The sequence below is a fragment of the Ramlibacter pinisoli genome (genome assembly GCF_009758015.1).
Taxonomy (GTDB): domain Bacteria; phylum Pseudomonadota; class Gammaproteobacteria; order Burkholderiales; family Burkholderiaceae_C; genus Ramlibacter; species Ramlibacter pinisoli.
This window is the reverse complement of the sequence record NZ_WSEL01000003.1, coordinates 1,626,765-1,644,568: the sequence shown is the minus strand read 5'-3', so window position 1 is coordinate 1,644,568 and position 17,804 is coordinate 1,626,765. Positions and strand designations below refer to the sequence as shown.

Here is a 17,804-nt window from a genome sequence, read left to right as displayed (position 1 = left end):
GTCCGGCGCCGGCGGTCGGCCTGACCGTCGCGCCGGGCACAGGCGCCCGGCCCCCACGCTCAACGCTGAACTTCCCATGGGCGCACGCGAAGGCAGCCTGGAAGCTCCGACCCGGCACCCGCTGGACTGGAAGAACCCCGAGTTCTACGACGAGGGCGCCGCGTTCCAGGAACTGGAGCGCATCTTCGACATCTGCCACGGCTGCCGCCGCTGCGTGAGCCTGTGCGGATCGTTTCCCACCCTGTTCGACCTGGTCGACGAGGGAAAGACCGGCGAGGTCGACGGGGTCGACAAGCAGGACTACTGGAAGGTCGTCGACCAGTGCTACCTGTGCGACCTGTGCTACATGACCAAGTGCCCCTACGTGCCTCCGCACCAGTGGAACCTGGACTTCCCGCACACCATGCTGCGCGCCAAGGCGATCAAGCACCGCAAGGGCGAAGTGAAGGCGGCCGAGCGGTTCCTGGCCTCGACCGACACGCACGGCAGCTTCGCGGGCATCCCGGTCGTGGTGCAGGTGGCCAACGCGGCCAACCACAGCAGCCTGGGGCGCGCCGCGCTGGAGAAGGTGCTGAACGTCGACCGCACCGCCTGGCTGCCCGACCTGGCGACGCGCAAGTTCCGCTCCGGTGCCGCGCCGTCGGCCGACCACCCGGTGCGCGACGGGGCCAAGACGCCGGGCAAGGTGGCGGTGTACGCGACCTGCTACGTCAACTACAACGAGCCGGGCATCGGCCACGACCTGCTGAAGATCCTGGACCACAACGCCGTGCCGTACCTGCTGGTCGAGAAGGAGAAGTGCTGCGGCATGCCCAAGCTGGAGCTGGGTGACCTGGACGGCGTGGACGCCCTCAAGCAGGTGAACATCCCGGTGCTGGCGCGCTACGCCCGCGAGGGCTACGCCATCCTGTCGGCGGTGCCCAGCTGCACGCTCATGTTCAAGCAGGAGCTGCCGCTGATGTACCCGCACGACGAGGACGTGCAGCTGGTGAAGGAGGCCATGTGGGACCCCTTCGAGTACCTGACCCAGCGCCGGCGCGACGGCCTCCTGCGCACCGACTTCAGCAAGCCGCTGGGCAAGGTGAGCTACCACACGCCCTGCCACGGGCGGGTGCAGAACATCGGCAAGCGCACCGAGGAGTTGCTCAAGTCCATTCCCGGCACGCAGGTCGCCACGCACGAGCGCTGCTCGGGCCACGCCGGCACCTACGGCGTGAAGAAGGGCTACCACGCGATGGCCATGAAGATCGGCAAGCCGCTGTTCAAGAAGATGGCCGACCATCCAGCCGGCGGCGCGCCTGACGTCATCAGTTCCGATTGCCCCCTCGGCGGGCACCACATCGCGCAGGGCTTCGAGCGCAACGGACTGGGCACGCCGGCCCTGAAGCACCCGCTCAGCCTGGTGCGCGAAGCCTACGGCCTCGAGTGATGCAGCTCACCGGCAGGATCACCCCCGACAGCCTCATGACGCTGGAGGCGTACGCGCGCTGGCGCAAGGCCCACAAGGCCGAGGTCATCGCGCACCGCAAGCTGCGCAGCGTGCACCTGGGCGAGCACATCACGCTGCAGTTCGAGAGCGAGATGACGGTGCGCTACCAGGTGCAGGAGATGCTGCGCATCGAGAAGATCTTCGAGGACGAGGGCATCGCCGCGGAGATCGAGGCCTACGCCCCGCTGGCGCCGGACGGCACCAACTGGAAGGCGACGATGCTGCTGGAGTACCCCGACGTGAACGAGCGGCGCCGCGAACTCGGCCGGCTGATCGGCGTCGAGGACCGCATGTTCGTCGAGGTGGAAGGACACGAGCGCGTGTACGCCATCGCCGACGAGGACCTGGACCGCGAGAACGACGAGAAGACCTCGGCCGTGCACTTCGTGCGCTTCGAGTTCACGCCGGCGCAGGTGCAGGCCATCCAGGCCGGCGCCGCCGTCAAGCTGGGCTGCGACCACCGCAACTACCCGGCGCACGTGGGTATCGGGGCCGAGACGCTGGCCTCGCTGGCCGGCGACCTGCGCTAGCTGCCTTGGGCAGGTCCCGCCGTTGACGTGCGGTTCGTGGGTCAGTCGCCGGTGACGTTGTTGGCCTGGGCCACCGCCGTCCAGTGGGCGATCTCGGCGGCCATGTAGTCGCCGAACTGCGCCGGGCTCATGGGCATGGGCTCCAGTGCCTCGCTGGAGAGCCGCTCGCGGAAGTCCGGCTGCGCCAGCAGGCGGTTGATCTCCTCGTTGAGCAGCCTGGTGACGGCAGCGGGCAGGCGCGCCGGGCCGACGATGCCGTACCAGGTGACGCCCTCGAAGCCGGCATAGCCGGATTCGTTGAAAGTGGGCACGTCGGGCAGCAGGGGATGGCGGCGTGCTCCCGTGACCGCCAGCGGCCGCACCGCGCCGCTGCGCACGTGGGGCAGGCCGGCGGCCAGGCCGGGGAAGATCGCCTGCACCTGGCCGCCGATCAGGTCGGTGAAGGCCTGGCCGATGCTGCGGTACGGCACGGACAGGCTCTGGAAGCCGGCGGCGTTCTTGAACTGCTCCATCACCAGGTGGTTGAGCGTGCCCTTGCCCGAGGTGCCGTAGTTGACCTTCTCCGGCTGCGCCTTGGCATAGGCCACGAACTCCGCCAGGTTGCCGACGGGCAGCGAGGGCCGGCAGACCAGCAGGTTGGGGGTGCCGCCGATCATGGCGATGGGCGTGAAGTCGCGCAGCGCGTCGTACGGCACCTTGCGCACCGCCGGGTTGGTGGCATGGGTGGCGACGTACCCGATCATCAGGGTGTAGCCGTCCGGGGCCGCGCGGGCCGCCTGCTGCGCCGCGATGGAGCCGCCGGCGCCGGCCTGGTTGTCGATGACGAAGCCCTGGCCCAGTGCCTTGCCGAGCCGGTCGGCGACGATGCGGCCCACCAGGTCCACCCCGCCGCCTGGGGCCTGGGGGGCGATGACGCGCACCGGCCGTGCCGGATAGGCGGACTGCGCGCGCGCAGCCGAGGCGGCCAGTGACGCGAACAGGAGCAGGGCTCGGCGCTGCATGGATCCCCCGGCGGGCGATGCGAGGAGCGCGATGATGCCACCGGCTCCCCCGCAGCGCAGCGGGGAAAGCTCCCGGGGCGCGGACGCCTCAATCCGGTGCGAAGAGGTCCACCCGGTCGGTGATGATGGCGTCGGTGCCCAGGTCCCAGAGGCGCTGCGCGGCCCGGGAATCGTTGACGGTGTAGCTCAGGCAGCGCATGCCGGCGGCGTGCACCCGGTGCACGCTGGCCGCGTCCCAGAGGGTGTGGTTGCAGACCACCGCCACGCAGCCGAGGATATGCGCCGTCTCGAACCAGCCATCGATCCAGGTGTCCAGCAGCAGGCCGCGCGGCAGCTGCGGTGCGCTGCGTTGCGCCCCGCGCAGGGCCTCGGGCTGGAACGACGTGAGCAGGGGCGGTACGTCGGCCCCGGCCCACAGGCGGGCGGCCTCGGCCGCGACCACCTCGCCGGTGCGCCCCTCGACGCCCGGCGTGGGCTTGATCTCGATGTTCAGCAGCAGCCGGTTGGCGTGGCAGAACGCCGCCAGCCCGGCCAGCGTGGCCGGCGGCTCGCCGGCCCAGGCGCGCCCCAGCCAGCCGCCGGCATCGAGCCGTGACAGCTCGGACCAGGCCAGCGCGCCGGCGGCGCCGTGGCCGTCGGTGGTGCGCTCCAGGGTCGCGTCGTGCAGCAGGAACACGACCTCGTCGGCCGACAGCTTGGCGTCGCATTCGGCCATCCGGTAGCCGTGCTGCGCGCCCAGGCGGAAGGCCGCCAGGGTGTTCTCGGGCGCCAGCTTGCCGGCGCCGCGGTGGGCGATCCAGCGGGGGTAGGGCCAGGGCTGCGCGGTCACAGCCGCTTGCCCGACGCGGCGTCGAACCAGTGCAGCCGGTCCTCGCGCGGCTTGATGCGGATGGTGCTGTCGGCTGCCGGGGCGGCGTGCTGCTCCTCGGTGCGCACGATGACCTGCTCGCCGCCCACGCGGGCGTAGACCAGGCGCTCGGCGCCCAGCAGCTCCACCGTCTCGACCCGGGCTTCCCAGCCGTCGGCGCCGATGTCCAGGTGCTCCGGGCGGATGCCCAGGATGGTGCCCGGGCGGCCGCCGGGCGCCGCCTTCAGCAGGTTCATGGGCGGCGAGCCGATGAAGCTGGCGACGAAGGTGGAGGCCGGCTGCTGGTAGACCTGCTCCGGCGTGCCGAACTGCTCCATGCGGCCGGCGTTCATCACGATCATGCGCTGCGCCAGCGTCATGGCCTCGACCTGGTCGTGGGTGACGAACAGCGAGGTGATGCCCAGTTCGCGGTGCAGCTTCTGGATCTCCAGCCGGGTCTGGGCGCGCAGCTTGGCATCCAGGTTGGACAGCGGTTCGTCGAACAGGAACACCTGCGGCTGGCGCACGATGGCGCGGCCCATGGCGACGCGCTGGCGCTGGCCGCCCGACAGCTGGCGCGGCTTGCGATCGAGCAGGTGCCCCAGCTCCAGGATGGCCGCGGCCTTGTCGACCCGGGTCCTGATCTCCGCCGGCGGCATCTTGCGGATCTTCAGGCCGTAGGCCATGTTGTCGAACACGCTCATGTGCGGGTACAGGGCGTAGTTCTGGAACACCATCGCGATGTCGCGCTCGGCCGGCTCGAGGTCGTTGACGACCCGGTCGCCGATGGCGATCTCGCCGCCGGAGATCTCCTCCAGGCCGGCCACCATGCGCAGCAGCGTCGACTTGCCGCAGCCGGAGGGCCCGACGATGACGATGAACTCGCGGTCGGACACCTCGGCATCGATGCCGTGGATGACCTGCAGTTCCTGCTTGGCCTTGCCGTAGCGCTTGACGACGTTGCGAAGGGAGATGGCTGCCATGTGTTTACTTTTCCGCGTCGACCAGGCCCTTGACGAACCACTTCTGCATCAGGATCACGACCACGGCCGGCGGGAGCATCGCCAGCATGGCGGTGGCCATCACGACGTTCCATTCGGTCTGGGCATCACCGCCGGAGATCATCTGCTTGATGCCCACCACCACCGGGTACATGTCCTCCTGCGTGGTCACGAGCAGCGGCCACAGGTACTGGTTCCAGCCGTAGATGAACTGGATGACGAACAGCGCCGCCATGCTGGTGGTCGACAGCGGCAGCAGCACGTCCTTGAAGAAGCGCAGCGGCCCGGCGCCGTCCATGCGCGCGGCCTCCACCAGTTCGTCGGGGACGGTGAGGAAGAACTGCCGGAACAGGAAGGTGGCCGTCGCCGACGCGATGAGCGGCACCGTCAGGCCGGGGAAGGTGTTGAGCATGCCCAGGTCGGCCACCACCTTGTAGGTCGGGCCGATGCGCACCTCCACCGGCAGCATCAGCGTGACGAAGATGGCCCAGAAGAAGAACTTGCGCAGCGGGAAGCGGAAATAGACGATGGCGAAGGCCGACAGCAGCGAGATCGCGATCTTGCCCAGCGCGATGCCCAGCGCCGTGACCAGGCTGACCAGCATCATGCGGCCGACGGCGGCGTGGGTGCCGGTGCCGGTGCGCTCGCCGAGCAGGGCGCTGCGGTAGTTCTCCACCAGGTTCGAGCCCGGCGTGAGCGGCATCGGCACCTGCACCACCGCATCCATCGTGTGGGTGGAGGCCACGAAGGTCACGTAGACCGGGAAGGCGACCACCAGGACGCCCAGCAGCAGCACCACGTGGGTGAGCACGGACAGGAAGCGGTTGCGCTCGACCATCAGTAGGTCACCTTCTTCTCGACGAAGCGGAACTGGATCACCGTCAGGGCGATCACGATGGCCATCAGGACCACCGACTGCGCCGCCGAGCCGCCCAGGTCCAGCGCCTTGAAGCCGTCGAAATAGACCTTGTAGACCAGGATGGCGGTGTCCTTGCCCGGGCCGCCCTTGGTCGCGGCGTCGACGATCGCGAAGGTGTCGAAGAACGCGTAGACGACGTTGATGACCAGCAGGAAGAACGTGGTGGGCGACAGCAGCGGGAACTGGATGGTCCAGAAGCGGCGCCAGGCGCCGGCGCCGTCGATCGCGGCCGCCTCGATCAGCGACTTGGGAACGCTCTGCAGCCCGGCCACGAAGAACAGGAAGTTGTACGAGAACTGCTTCCAGACCGCGGCCATCACGATCAGCGCCATCGCGTGGTCGCTATCGAGCAGCGAGTTCCACTCGAAGCCGACGCTGCGCAGCCAGTACGCCAGCACGCCGATGCTGGGGGAGAAGAGGAACAGCCACACGACGCCGGCGACGGCGGGAGCGACCGCGTAGGGCCAGATCAGCAGCGTGCGGTAGGCGAGCACGCCCCGCACCACCCGGTCGGCGAACACCGCCAGCAGCAGCGACAGGGTGATGCCGAAGAAGGCGACCAGCAGCGAGAACACGGCCGTGGTCTTGAACGAGGCCAGGTAGGACTCGTCGTTCCAGAGGTTGTGGAAGTTCTCCAGGCCGACCCATTCCACGGAGGTGCCGAAGGCGTCCTGCTGCTGCAGCGACTGCAGCAGCGCCTGCCCGGCCGGCCAGAAGAAGAACACGCTGATGATGGCGACCTGCGGTGCCAGCAGCAGCCACGGCAGCCATGTCGACCTGAACCAGACCCTCTTCTCCATCGCGCGATTCTCACCTCATCAGGCGGCGTCCGGAGCGGACGCGGCGAATTGTTCTCGACCCGGCCCCCGGACAAACGGAACCCTCCCCTCGCAGGACGGGGGGAGGGTGGCCAGGGGGCGCCGCCGGCGCGGCGGCGAGGAAGGCGGGTGTCAGCCCTTGTTGGCCTTCTGGAAGCGCTCCAGCTGCTCGTTGCCGCGCTTGACGATGGCGTCGAGCGCTTCCTTGGCCGACTTCTTGCCGGCCCAGACCTGCTCGAGCTCCTCGTCCTCGATGGCGCGCACCTGCACGTAGTTGCCCAGGCGGATGCCGCGCGACTTGTCGGTGGTCTTGCGCACCATCTGGTTGACGGCGGTATCGGTGCCGGGGTTCTGCTTGTAGAACCCGGACTGCTCGGTCAGCTTGAACGAGGCCATGGTGATCGGCAGGTAGCCGGTGCGCTTGTGGCTCGCCGACTGCACGTCCGGGTTGGACAGGTACTCGAAGAAGGTCGCGACGCCCTTGTATTCGGCGGGCTTCTTGCCGGCCATCACCCACAGGCTGGCGCCGCCGATGACGGTGTTCTGCGGCGCACCGGGCACGTCGGGGTAGTAGGGCAGGGTGGAGACGGCGTACTTGAACTTGGCGTTCTTGGCCACGTTGCCGTAGAAGCCCGACGAGGTCGTGATCATGGCGCACTCGCCCGAGACGAAGCTGGCTTCGGGCACGTTGCCGCGGCCCTTGTAGACGAACAGGCCCTGCTTGGCCATGTTGCCCAGGTTCTCGATGTGGCGCACGTGCAGCGGCGAGTTGGCCACCAGCCGCGCGTCGGGGCCGTCCAGCCCGTTGCGCTTGGTGGCCAGCAGCGTGTTGTGCCAGGTGGAGAAGCTCTCCAGCTGCGTCCAGCCCTGCCAGCCGAGGGTGATGGGGCACTTGTGGCCGCTCGCCTTGAGCTTGCCGGCGGCGAGCGCCACCTCGGGCCAGGTCTTGGGCAGCTCGTTGGTGTCCAGGCCGGCGGCCGCGAACGCGTCCTTGTTGATGTAGAACACCGTCGTGGAGCTGTTGAACGGGAAGCTCATCATCTGACCGTTCGGCGCCGTGTAGTAGCTGGCCACCGCGGGGATGTAGGCGCCCGGGTCGAATTTCTTGCCGGCGTCGGCCATCAGCTTGGTCACCGGCACCACGGCGCCCTTGCTGGCCATCATGGTGGCGGTGCCGACTTCGAACACCTGCAGGATGTGCGGCGCGTTGCCGGCGCGGTAGGCGGCGATGGCGGCCGTCATGGACTCGTCGTAGGTGCCCTTGAACACCGGCACGACCTTGTAGTCCTTCTGCTTGGCGTTGAAGTCCTTGGCGAGGTCGTTGACCCACTCGTTGTTCACGGCGGTCATCGAGTGCCACCATTGGATCTCGGTCTGCGCCTGCGCGGCGATCGAACAGGTGGCCGCGAGAACGAGGGCGGACAACTTCAGCTTCATGGATGCTCCTGGAGAAGGTCGGTCACGAGGGGCGTGACTCTACCGGCGATTTGTGTCAAGCGATTAGACCGGCGGCAGGCGGTCGCGGGACACGGGGCTAACCATGAGGGACGGCCGCCCGGGGGCGGGTCATCCCCGACGCGGGCACGGGTCATGTTGCGCTGCGGTAACATCCTCCTTCAGCCGCTGCGCGCATTCTTGTCCGGCTGAAGACCGAGCCCCTCCGATGGCTGGGGCAGCACCGGAACGATGAACGCACCCACCACGCTCGACCAGCTCCTGGCCGCCGCCTCGGACGAGGCTCCGCGGCTGCGCGAAATCCCGTACAACTACACGTCGTTCTCCGACCGCGAGATCGTCATCCGCCTGCTCGGGCCGCGCGCCTGGGAAGTGCTGGGCCGGCTGCGGGCCGAGCGCCACACGGGCCGCTCGGCGCGCATGCTCTACGAGGTGCTGGGCGACATCTGGGTGGTGCAGCGCAACCCGTACCTGCAGGACGACCTCCTGGACAACCCGCGCCGCCAGCGCCAGCTGGTCGAGGCCCTGCACCACCGCCTGGGAGAGATCGAGAAGCGCCGCACGCCGGGCGACGACGCCGAGCGCGACAAGCTGGTGGCCGAACTGCTGGTGGCCGCGCGCGCCGCGGTGCAGGCCTTCGATGCGTCCTTCCAGGAGACCGCGGAGCTGCGCCGGCGCGCGCAGAAGGAACTGCGGCGCCACACGGCGCGCGACAACATCAAGTTCGACGGCCTGTCGCGGGTCTCGCACGTCACCGACGCCACCGACTGGCGCGTCGAGTACCCCTTCGTGGTCCTCACGCCCGACACCGAGGCCGAGATGGCCGCGCTCGTCAAGGGCTGCATCACGCTGGGCCTGACCATCATCCCGCGCGGCGGCGGCACCGGCTACACCGGCGGCGCGATCCCGCTCACGTGGAAGAGCGTGGTCATCAACACCGAGAAGCTCGAGGCGATGACCGAGGTGGAACTAGTCGCCGTCCCCGGCCACGCGCAGCCGCTGCCCACCATCTGGACCGAGGCCGGCGTGGTGACCCAGCGGGTGGCCGACGCCGCCGAACGGGGCGGCTTCGTCTTCGCCGTCGACCCCACCTCGGCCGAGGCGTCGTGCATCGGCGGCAACATCGCGATGAACGCCGGTGGCAAGAAGGCCGTGCTGTGGGGGACGGCGCTGGACAACCTGGTGTCCTGGCGCATGGTCACCCCGCAGGCCGAGTGGCTGGAGGTCACCCGGCTGGACCACAACCTGGGCAAGATCCACGACGCCGAGGTCGCCACGTTCGAGCTGCGCTACTTCGGGCCGGACGGCCGCCATGAACTGCGGCGCGAGACGCTGGCCATCCCGGGCCGCACCTTCCGCAAGGAAGGCCTGGGCAAGGACGTCACCGACAAGTTCCTGTCCGGGCTGCCGGGCATCCAGAAGGAAGGCTGCGACGGCCTGATCACCAGCGCGCGCTGGGTGGTGCACCGGCTGCCGGCGCACACCCGCACCGTCTGCCTGGAGTTCTTCGGCAACGCGAAGGACGCGGTGCCCAGCATCGTGGAGATCAAGGACTTCATGTTCGCCGAGAAGGAGCGCTCCGGCGTCCTGCTGGCCGGCCTGGAGCACCTGGACGACCGCTACCTCAAGGCGGTGGGCTACTCCACCAAGAGCAAGCGCGGCGGACTGCCCAAGATGGTGCTGGTGGGCGACATCGTCGGCGACGACCCCGACGCGGTGGCGCGCGCCACCTCCGAGGTGGTGCGCATCGCCAACTCGCGCAGCGGCGAGGGATTCATCGCCGTGAGCCCCGAGGCGCGCAAGAAGTTCTGGCTCGACCGCAAGCGCACGGCCGCCATCAGCAAGCACACCAACGCCTTCAAGATCAACGAGGACGTGGTCATCCCGCTGCCCCGGATGGCGGAGTACACGGACGGCATCGAGCGCATCAATATCGAGCTGTCGCTGGCCAACAAGATCCGGCTGGCCGACGAGCTGGTCGCGTTCTTCGAACGCGGCAACCTGCCGCTGGGCAAGCTCGACGACGCCAGCGAGATCCCGTCGGCCGAGCTGCTCGAGGACCGCGTGGCCCAGGCCCTGGCCCTGGTGCGCGAGGTGCGCGCCCAGTGGCAGGACTGGCTGGCGCGGGTCGACCCGCTGTTCCCGCAGCTGCAGGACCACAGCCTGCGGGCCAGCTGGAAGACGCAGCTGCGGGCGCCGCTGCAGCAGATCTTCTCGGGCGCGCCGTTCCGGCCGCTGCTGGAGGAGGTGCAGGCCATCCACCAGCGCGTGCTCAAGGGCCGGGTGTGGGTGGCGCTGCACATGCACGCCGGCGACGGCAACGTGCACACCAACATCCCCGTCAACAGCGACGACTACGAGATGCTGCAGGCCGCGCACGCGGCGGTGAAGCGCATCATGGCGCTGGCGCGCTCGCTGGACGGCGTGATCTCGGGCGAGCACGGCATCGGCATCACCAAGCTGGAATTCCTGACCGACGACGAGATCGGGCCGTTCGCCGACTACAAGCAGCGGGTCGACCCCGAGGGGCGGTTCAACAAGGGCAAGCTGCTGCGCCCGTCGACCCAGCAGGGCCCGATGTCGGTGTATGCCGACCTGACCAATGCCTACACGCCCAGCTTCGGGCTGATGGGGCACGAGTCGCTGATCATGCAGCAGTCGGACATCGGCGCCATCGCCGACAGCATCAAGGACTGCCTGCGCTGCGGCAAGTGCAAGCCGGTGTGCGCCACCCACGTGCCGCGCGCCAACCTGCTGTACAGCCCGCGCAACAAGATCCTGGCCACCTCGCTGCTGGTGGAGGCGTTCCTGTACGAGGAGCAGACGCGCCGCGGCGTGTCGATCAAGCACTGGGAGGAGTTCGAGGACGTCTCCGACCACTGCACCGTGTGCCACAAGTGCGCCAACCCGTGCCCGGTGAAGATCGACTTCGGCGACGTGTCGATGAACATGCGCAACCTGCTGCGCAAGATGGGTCAGAAGAGCTTCCGGCCCGCCAACGCGGCCGCGATGTTCATGCTCAACGCCACCAACCCGCAGACGATCAAGCTCGTGCGCGGCGCCATGGTCGGCGTCGGCTTCAAGGCCCAGCGGCTGGCCAACGACCTGCTGCGCGGCTTCGCCCGCAAGCAGGTGACCCGGCCGCCCTCGACGCACGACCGCGCGCCGGTCAAGGAGCAGGTGATCCACTTCGTCAACAAGAAGCTGCCCGGCGGGCTGCCGAAGAAGACGGCGCGGGCGTTGCTGGACATCGAGGACAAGGACTACGTCCCCATCATCCGCAACCCGCAGGCGACCACCAGCGAGACCGAGGCGGTGTTCTATTTCCCGGGCTGCGGCTCGGAGCGGCTGTTCTCGCAGGTCGGCCTGGCCACCCAGGCGATGCTGTGGCACGCCGGGGTGCAGACCGTGCTGCCGCCGGGCTACCTGTGCTGCGGCTACCCGCAGCGCGGCAGCGGACAGTACGACAAGGCGGAAAAGATCATCACCGACAACCGGGTGCTGTTCCACCGCGTGGCCAACACGCTGAACTACCTGGACATCAAGACCGTAGTGGTCAGCTGCGGCACCTGCTACGACCAGCTGCAGGGCTACGAGTTCGACAAGATCTTCCCCGGCTGCCGGATCATCGACATCCACGAGTACCTGCTGGAAAAGGGCATCACCCTGCCCGGGGGCGGCGCCTACCTGTACCACGACCCCTGCCACACGCCCATGAAGCTGCAGGAACCGATGAAGACCGTGAAGGCCCTGCTCGGCGACAAGGTGCGCAAGTCCGAGCGCTGCTGCGGCGAGTCGGGCACCTTCGGCATCACGCGGCCGGACATCTCGACCCAGGTGCGCTTCCGCAAGGAGGAAGAGCTGCGCAAGGACGAGGCGGCACTGCGGGCGACGGGTGAGGTGGGCCCCAAGGACGACCTGAAGGTGCTGACCAGCTGCCCAAGCTGCCTGCAGGGCCTGTCGCGTTACGGCCACGACCTGCAGAACGGCCTGCTCGAGGCCGACTACATCGTGGTCGAGATGGCCAACAAGATCCTCGGCGCCGACTGGATGCCCCAGTACGTCCAGGCCGCCAACAGCGGCGGCATCGAACGCGTCCTGGTCTGAGTCCGGCCGCCTTGGCCGGCACCCCGCGGCCCGTCCGGGCAGCGGGGGCTTCCCCACGCCGCCAGCCAACGCCGGCGCGGCCGTCGCACGGATGCGCAAGCGGCCGCCGGACGTGAAATCCGCACGCTGACTACCGCCGCCGAGCCCGACGGTGGACGGGGCCGAGCCCGACAGCGTGTATAACCTTGCAACACTTTTTCACGAATCTGAGAAACCGACCGGTTTCCGGAGGTTGCCATGCTCGGGCCCGTCCAATCACGAACGTTCCTCCAGCTCGCCGCCGGCCTGTGCCTGGCCCTGGCGGGTTCCCTGGCCTCGGCCCAGGTCGCGGGCGAGGTGGAGTTCGCGCGCGGCGTGGGCTTCGCCCAGACGCCCGGACAGGCGCCACGGACGCTGGGCAAGGGCCTGGAACTGCGCGAGGGCGACCGCCTGACCACCGCCGAGGGCTCCTCCGCCATCGTCAAGCTGCAGGACGGCACCCGGATGACCGTGCGGCCGAACTCCGAGATCGTGCTGCAGCAGTACCAGTTCCGGGAGAACGGCAGCGACAACAGCATGCTGCTGCAGATGGTGCGGGGCGGCTTCCGGGCCGTCACCGGCCTCATCTCCAAGGGCTCGCCGAATGCCGCCAGGGTGCAGACCAGCACCGCCACCATCGGCATCCGGGGCACCGACTTCGACGCCCGCCTGTGCACCCGCGACTGCGGCGCGGAATCGGCCCAGGTCGCCGAATCCGCCCGCCCCAACGCCGTGCTGGCCAGCGCCAAGGTCGTGCAGTCCGCTGGCGAGCTCTATGCCGTCGATGCCAACAACCAGCGCCGCCGCCTGGTCGACGGCGGCAGCGTCTATCCCGGCGACGTGGTCGAGACCATGCCGGGCGCGCGCGCCGTGCTGGCGTTCCGCGACGACAGCCGCATCTCGCTGGGCAGCAACACCCGCTTCCGGGTCGACAACTTCGTCTTCGACGAGAAGAACGCGGCCGAGGGCCGGTTCCTGGTGTCGCTGGTGCGCGGCACGGTGCGCGCCATCACCGGCCTGATCGGCAAGGCCAACAACCGCAACGTGTCCTTCTCCACCTCGACCGCCACGATCGGCATCCGGGGCACCGAGCTGGGCATCGGCTGCGAGCCGGACTGCAGCAACCTGAACCTGTGGACCTTCCTGGGGGCCATCGCGGTGCAGCAGACCGGCCAGTCGGCCCTGGAGCTGCTGCAGGCCGGCCAGGGCCTGTTCATCTCCCCCAGCGGCGTGGTGCCGATCAGCACTCCCCAGCAGCAGCTGACGTCGCCCGACGTCGTGCCGCCCGGCGACGTGCCGGTGCCGCCGAACACCTTCTCGACCCAGCAGGTCTCCGACGCCCAGGAGGGCCTGTTCGTGTTCGTGCGCGACGGCCACATCGAAGTGGCCACCGCCAGCCAGGTGCTGCACCTGGGCAAGGGCGAAGCCGGCTTCGCCAACTCCGCCGGCGACACGGCGCGCCCGACCAACATCCCCAAGTTCATCGACTTCGACAAGCTGCCCCTGCCCACCGCCAGGAACCCGCTGCTCGTCTCCGTGCTGAGCGACGTGCCCCGCGTCTGCAAGTGACCGGGCCCGGCGTGACAATCGGTTACGCCGGATGAGACAATCGACCGCTGGTCCGGGGAACAACAAGAGGGGCGAGAGGAATGATGGTCAAGGGGTATCGCGCGCCTGAGCGCATCGGCCTGCGGGCGGGGCTGGCACTGGCACTGGCCGCGGCCATGCCGGCGCTGGCGCAGCAGGCGGCGCCGGCCCCGGCCGCACAGCCGACTCCTGCCCAGCCGCCCCGGGGCACGCAGGTCCCGCTCACGCCGGCACCCGACCCGGTGTTCGCAATCCGGGGCTTCCAGGTCGGCGGCGAGAACCCGCTGGGCGAAGCCGAGACCGCCGCCGTGCTGGCCCCGTACCTGCGCAACGACGCAACCATGTCGACCCTGCAGGACGCCACCGGCGCCCTGGAAAAGGCGCTGCGCGACAAGGGCTACGGCCTGCACCGGGTGGCGCTGCCGCCCCAGGAAGTGGGCGCCACCATCAAGCTGGAGATCGTCACCTTCCGCATCAGCCGGGTCGACATCGACGGCCGCAGCCTCTACAGCGAGGACAACATCCGCCGCACCCTGCCCGAGCTGAAGGAGGGCCGCACGCCCAACTTCAAGACACTGGCGGTGCAGACGGCGATCGCCAACGAGAACCCCAACAAGCAGATCCAGGTCGGCATCCGCGAGGGCGACGAGGCGGACAAGATCAACGCCGCCATCACGGTCAAGGAAGCCCGCCCCTGGACCTTCGCGGTCGCCGCCTCCAACCTGGGCAGCGCGTCGTCCGGCCGCGACCGCCTCACCCTCACCGGCGGCCACACCAACCTGTTCGACCGCGACCACAGCTTCAATGCGGCCTACACCACCTCGATCGAGAAGCCGGGCAGCGTCAAGCAGTTCGGCCTGACCTACCGGGTGCCGCTGTACGAACTGGGTGGCGTGGTCGGCGCCACCTTCACCGACTCCAACGTGGTCGGCAACTTCGGCAGCTTCACCAGCACCGGCGCCGGCCGCACCTTCGGCCTCAACTACACCTTCTACCTGCCGCCGGAAGGCGGGCGCCGCAGCTACGTGGTGGCCGGCCTGGACGACAAGGTGTTCGACGCCGCGCAGATCAACGGCGCCGTGGTGCCGGGCGCGTTCGACCGCCGCAGCCGCCCGGTGGTGGTGGGCTACAACGCGCGCACCGAGACCGAGACCGCGGTCTGGGGCTGGGAGGCGAGCGTCGTCGCCAACACCGGCACCGGCTACGGCAACGACCTGCGCTCCTACCAGAGCGAGGACCCCCGCATCAGCAAGTTGCACTGGACGGCGCTGCGCGGCGGTGCCAACTACGTGTCGCCGTTCGCCGGCAACTGGCTGCTGGGCCTGCGCACGCAGTTCCAGTACAGCCCCGACGTGCTGATCGCCGGCGAGCAGTTCGGCCTCGGCGGCACGGGGTCGGTGCGCGGCACCGAGGTCGAGCGGCCGCTGTCGGCCGACAAGGGCATCAGCGCCTCGGCCGAGATCACCACGCCGGAACTGGCGCCGGGCCTGCGGCTGCTCGGCTTCCTGGATGCCGGCTGGGTCACCAACAACCAGCCGAACGGCAGCACCAAGCCGGCATCCGACCGGCTGTCCAGCGCGGGCGTGGGGCTGCGCTATGGCTCCGGCCCGTTCGCCTTCACGGTCGACTATGGCCGCCTGCTCAACAGCAGCAACGTGCCGCTCACCGTCAACAGCGCCTCGCCGCAGCGCGGCAACGAGCGCGTTTACGTGAACCTCTCCGTCCGCTTCTGATCCCAACCCCATGGCAGGCCTGCAACAAGGCGGCGCGGTGCCGCAGTCGATCACCGTCCACGAGCAGTCGCGCGTCCTCGAAGTCGGGTTTTCCGACGGCGCCGTCTTCCGCATCCCGTTCGAGCTGATGCGGGTCTACTCGCCGTCGGCCGAGGTGCAGGGGCACGGCCCCGGCCAGGAGGTGCTGCAGACCGGCAAGCGCGAGGTGGCACTGCTGGCTCTCGACCCGGTGGGCAACTACGCCGTCCAGCCGCGCTTTACCGACGGCCACGACAGCGGCATCTTCTCCTGGGACTACCTCTACTTCCTGGGGTCGCGCCAGGAGCAGCTGTGGGCCGACTACGAACGCCGGCTCGCCGAGGCCGGCGTCGACCGCGACGCCCCCATGGCCGGCAAGTCCGGCCACGCCTGCGGCCACTGACCGCGTCGCATCCGGGCGACGTCCGGCCCCCGGAAGACCCCGCGGAGACCCCGCCGGGCCCTGCGCGTGCGCCGAATGCGCCTACGATGCCGGGGATGAGCAGTACCCATTTCGGCTTCGAAACGGTCGAGGAGCGTGACAAGGCCCGGCGCGTGCGCGGCGTCTTCGACTCGGTCGCCCCGCGCTACGACCTGATGAACGACCTGATGTCGCTGGGGCTGCACCGGGCCTGGAAGGCGTACACCGTGCTGGTGGCCAACGTGCAGCCGGGCCAGCAGGTGCTGGACATCGCGGGCGGCACGGGCGACCTGGCGCTGGCCTTCGCGCCCAAGGTCGGCCCGAGCGGCCGGGTGGTGCACACCGACATCAACGAGGCCATGCTGCGCACCGGCCGCGACCGGCTGCTCGATGCCGGCCTGGCGCTGCCCACCGTCGTCTGCGACGCCGAGAAGCTGCCGTTCCCCGGCAACCACTTCGACCTGGTGACGGTCGCCTTCGGCCTGCGCAACATGACCCGCAAGGAGGAGGCGCTGGCCGAGATGCAGCGGGTGCTCAAGCCCGGCGGCAAGCTGCTGGTGCTGGAGTTCTCGCGCGTGGCCCGGCCCCTGTCCAAGGTCTACGACTGGTACTCGTTCAACATCCTCCCGCGCCTGGGCCAGGCGGTCGCCGGCGACGGCGCCAGCTACCGCTACCTGGCCGAATCCATCCGCATGCATCCCGGCCAGGAGGAACTCAAGACCCTGCTGCACAAAGCGGGTTTCGGGCACGTGGACTACCACAACCTGACGGGCGGCGTCGTCGCCCTGCATGTTGGAATCAAATGTTGACGACAGGCACCAGCAAGAAGGATCGACCATGAAGTTGTGGACCGCTGTTTTCGCCTCCGCCCTTGCGCTCGGCGCGATGGACGCCGACGCCGCGCGCCGCCTGGGAGGCGGCCGCTCGATCGGCAAGCAATCGGGCAATGTCACCCAGCGGGAGGCCGCGCCGGCGGCGCCCGCCGCACCCGGTGCCGCGCCCGCGCAGCAGTCGGCCGCCGCGCAACAGGCCCGTCCCGCCCAGCCGGCACCCGCCGCGCCGGCCGCCGCCCCGCGCAAGCCCTGGGGCGCCATGCTCGGCGGCCTGGCCGCCGGCCTGGGCCTGGCCTGGCTGGCCAACGCGCTCGGCTTCGGCCCGGCGCTGGCCAACGCGCTCCTGATCGCGCTGTTCGCGTTCGCGGCGCTGGCCATCGTCGGCTACATCCTGCGCGGCCGCCGGCCGGCCATGGCGGGCGCCCCGGGCGCCTGGGGGCCGGCCCCGGCCGACACGGCCCAGCCCCCGCGCCAGTACAGCCCGGACAAGGTTGGCAACGACGCCTCGGCCCGCCCCTGGGAGCGCAGCAGCATGGCGTTCGATGCCGGCAAGTACAACGGCAGCGGCGTCCAGATCGGCTCCGGCCTCACCGGCCCGCAGGGCTGGGGCATCCCGCAGGGGTTCGACGTGCCCGGCTTCGTCGATGCCGCCAAGCGCAACTTCATGACGCTGCAGGAGGCCTGGGACTGCTCCGACATCGCCACCCTGCGCTCGATGATGACCGACGAGATGCTGGCCGAGATCCGTTCGCAGCTGGCCGAGCGCGAAAAGCACCTGGACGGCCAGCCGAACAAGACCGAAGTGGTGATGCTCGAGGCGCAGCTGCTGGGCATCGAGGACCTGGGCGGCGACTACATGGCCAGCGTGGAGTACTCGGGGATGATCCGCGAGCAGCCCTCGGCGGGGCCCAGCCCGTTCCGCGAGGTCTGGAACATGACCAAGCCCAAGAGCGGTGCCAGTGGCTGGCTGGTCGCGGGGGTGCAGGCCCTGGCCTGATACCGGCACGGCCGGCGCGGCCGACCGGCG

The 17,804-nt window shown here is 69.5% G+C and carries 14 protein-coding genes; 8 read left to right on the top strand and 6 right to left on the bottom strand.

The window, feature by feature from the left end:
• Positions 1–76: 76 nt before the first annotated feature.
• Together GON04_RS09160 and GON04_RS09155 are read left to right on the top strand one after the other, a co-directional pair.
• Positions 77–1,429, top strand: a complete 1,353-nt coding sequence (locus GON04_RS09160; RefSeq protein ID WP_157397596.1) for a (Fe-S)-binding protein — start codon at positions 77–79, stop codon at positions 1,427–1,429.
• A complete protein-coding gene (locus tag GON04_RS09155) occupies positions 1,429–2,019 on the top strand; it encodes a DUF3501 family protein (protein ID WP_157397595.1) in 591 nt (196 codons plus the stop codon). Before GON04_RS09160 ends, GON04_RS09155 begins: the two co-directional genes overlap by 1 nt.
• Positions 2,020–2,060: 41 nt before the next feature.
• Here GON04_RS09155 and GON04_RS09150 read toward each other — a convergent pair whose 3' ends face one another.
• The 6 genes from GON04_RS09150 to ugpB form a co-directional block, all read right to left on the bottom strand.
• Positions 2,061–3,020, bottom strand: coding sequence for a Bug family tripartite tricarboxylate transporter substrate binding protein (locus tag GON04_RS09150; RefSeq protein WP_157397594.1), 960 nt, complete (start codon positions 3,018–3,020; stop codon positions 2,061–2,063).
• A gap of 88 nt (positions 3,021–3,108) precedes the next feature.
• The gene (gene ugpQ, locus GON04_RS09145) at positions 3,109–3,849 is read right to left on the bottom strand and encodes a glycerophosphodiester phosphodiesterase (protein WP_181653962.1); all 741 of its coding nucleotides are present in this window, start codon (positions 3,847–3,849) and stop codon (positions 3,109–3,111) included.
• Positions 3,846–4,850, bottom strand: coding sequence for a sn-glycerol-3-phosphate import ATP-binding protein UgpC (locus GON04_RS09140; protein ID WP_157397593.1), 1,005 nt, complete (start codon positions 4,848–4,850; stop codon positions 3,846–3,848). Before GON04_RS09140 ends, ugpQ begins: the two co-directional genes overlap by 4 nt.
• A 4-nt stretch (positions 4,851–4,854) precedes the next feature.
• Complete coding sequence (gene ugpE, locus GON04_RS09135; protein ID WP_157397592.1) at positions 4,855–5,706, bottom strand: sn-glycerol-3-phosphate ABC transporter permease UgpE; 852 nt, start codon at positions 5,704–5,706, stop codon at positions 4,855–4,857.
• A complete protein-coding gene (ugpA, locus tag GON04_RS09130) occupies positions 5,706–6,587 on the bottom strand; it encodes a sn-glycerol-3-phosphate ABC transporter permease UgpA (protein WP_157397591.1) in 882 nt (293 codons plus the stop codon). Before ugpA ends, ugpE begins: the two co-directional genes overlap by 1 nt.
• Before the next feature lie 150 nt (positions 6,588–6,737).
• Positions 6,738–8,042 (bottom strand): sn-glycerol-3-phosphate ABC transporter substrate-binding protein UgpB, encoded by a 1,305-nt coding sequence (gene ugpB, locus GON04_RS09125; RefSeq protein WP_157397590.1) that lies wholly within the window; start codon positions 8,040–8,042, stop codon positions 6,738–6,740.
• A 249-nt stretch (positions 8,043–8,291) separates the two neighbouring features.
• On the opposite strand from ugpB, the gene GON04_RS09120 reads away from it, so the two are divergent.
• The 6 genes from GON04_RS09120 (at position 8,292) to GON04_RS09095 (ending at position 17,774) form a co-directional block, all read left to right on the top strand.
• Complete coding sequence (locus GON04_RS09120) at positions 8,292–12,167, top strand: DUF3683 domain-containing protein (RefSeq protein ID WP_157397589.1); 3,876 nt, start codon at positions 8,292–8,294, stop codon at positions 12,165–12,167.
• Positions 12,168–12,404: 237 nt separating this feature from the next.
• Complete coding sequence (locus tag GON04_RS09115; RefSeq protein WP_157397588.1) at positions 12,405–13,754, top strand: FecR family protein; 1,350 nt, start codon at positions 12,405–12,407, stop codon at positions 13,752–13,754.
• Positions 13,755–13,837: 83 nt separating this feature from the next.
• Positions 13,838–15,505 carry a ShlB/FhaC/HecB family hemolysin secretion/activation protein gene (locus GON04_RS09110; RefSeq protein WP_157397587.1) on the top strand — a complete coding sequence of 556 codons (1,668 nt, stop codon included), beginning with the start codon at positions 13,838–13,840 and terminating at the stop codon, positions 15,503–15,505.
• A 10-nt stretch (positions 15,506–15,515) separates the two neighbouring features.
• Complete coding sequence (locus GON04_RS09105; protein ID WP_157397586.1) at positions 15,516–15,926, top strand: gamma-butyrobetaine hydroxylase family protein; 411 nt, start codon at positions 15,516–15,518, stop codon at positions 15,924–15,926.
• A 95-nt stretch (positions 15,927–16,021) separates the two neighbouring features.
• Complete coding sequence (gene ubiE / locus GON04_RS09100) at positions 16,022–16,753, top strand: bifunctional demethylmenaquinone methyltransferase/2-methoxy-6-polyprenyl-1,4-benzoquinol methylase UbiE (RefSeq protein WP_157397585.1); 732 nt, start codon at positions 16,022–16,024, stop codon at positions 16,751–16,753.
• Positions 16,754–16,781: 28 nt separating this feature from the next.
• Positions 16,782–17,774: a Tim44 domain-containing protein gene (locus GON04_RS09095; protein ID WP_157397584.1), complete on the top strand. Its 993-nt coding sequence runs from the start codon at positions 16,782–16,784 to the stop codon at positions 17,772–17,774.
• Positions 17,775–17,804: the final 30 nt, after the last annotated feature.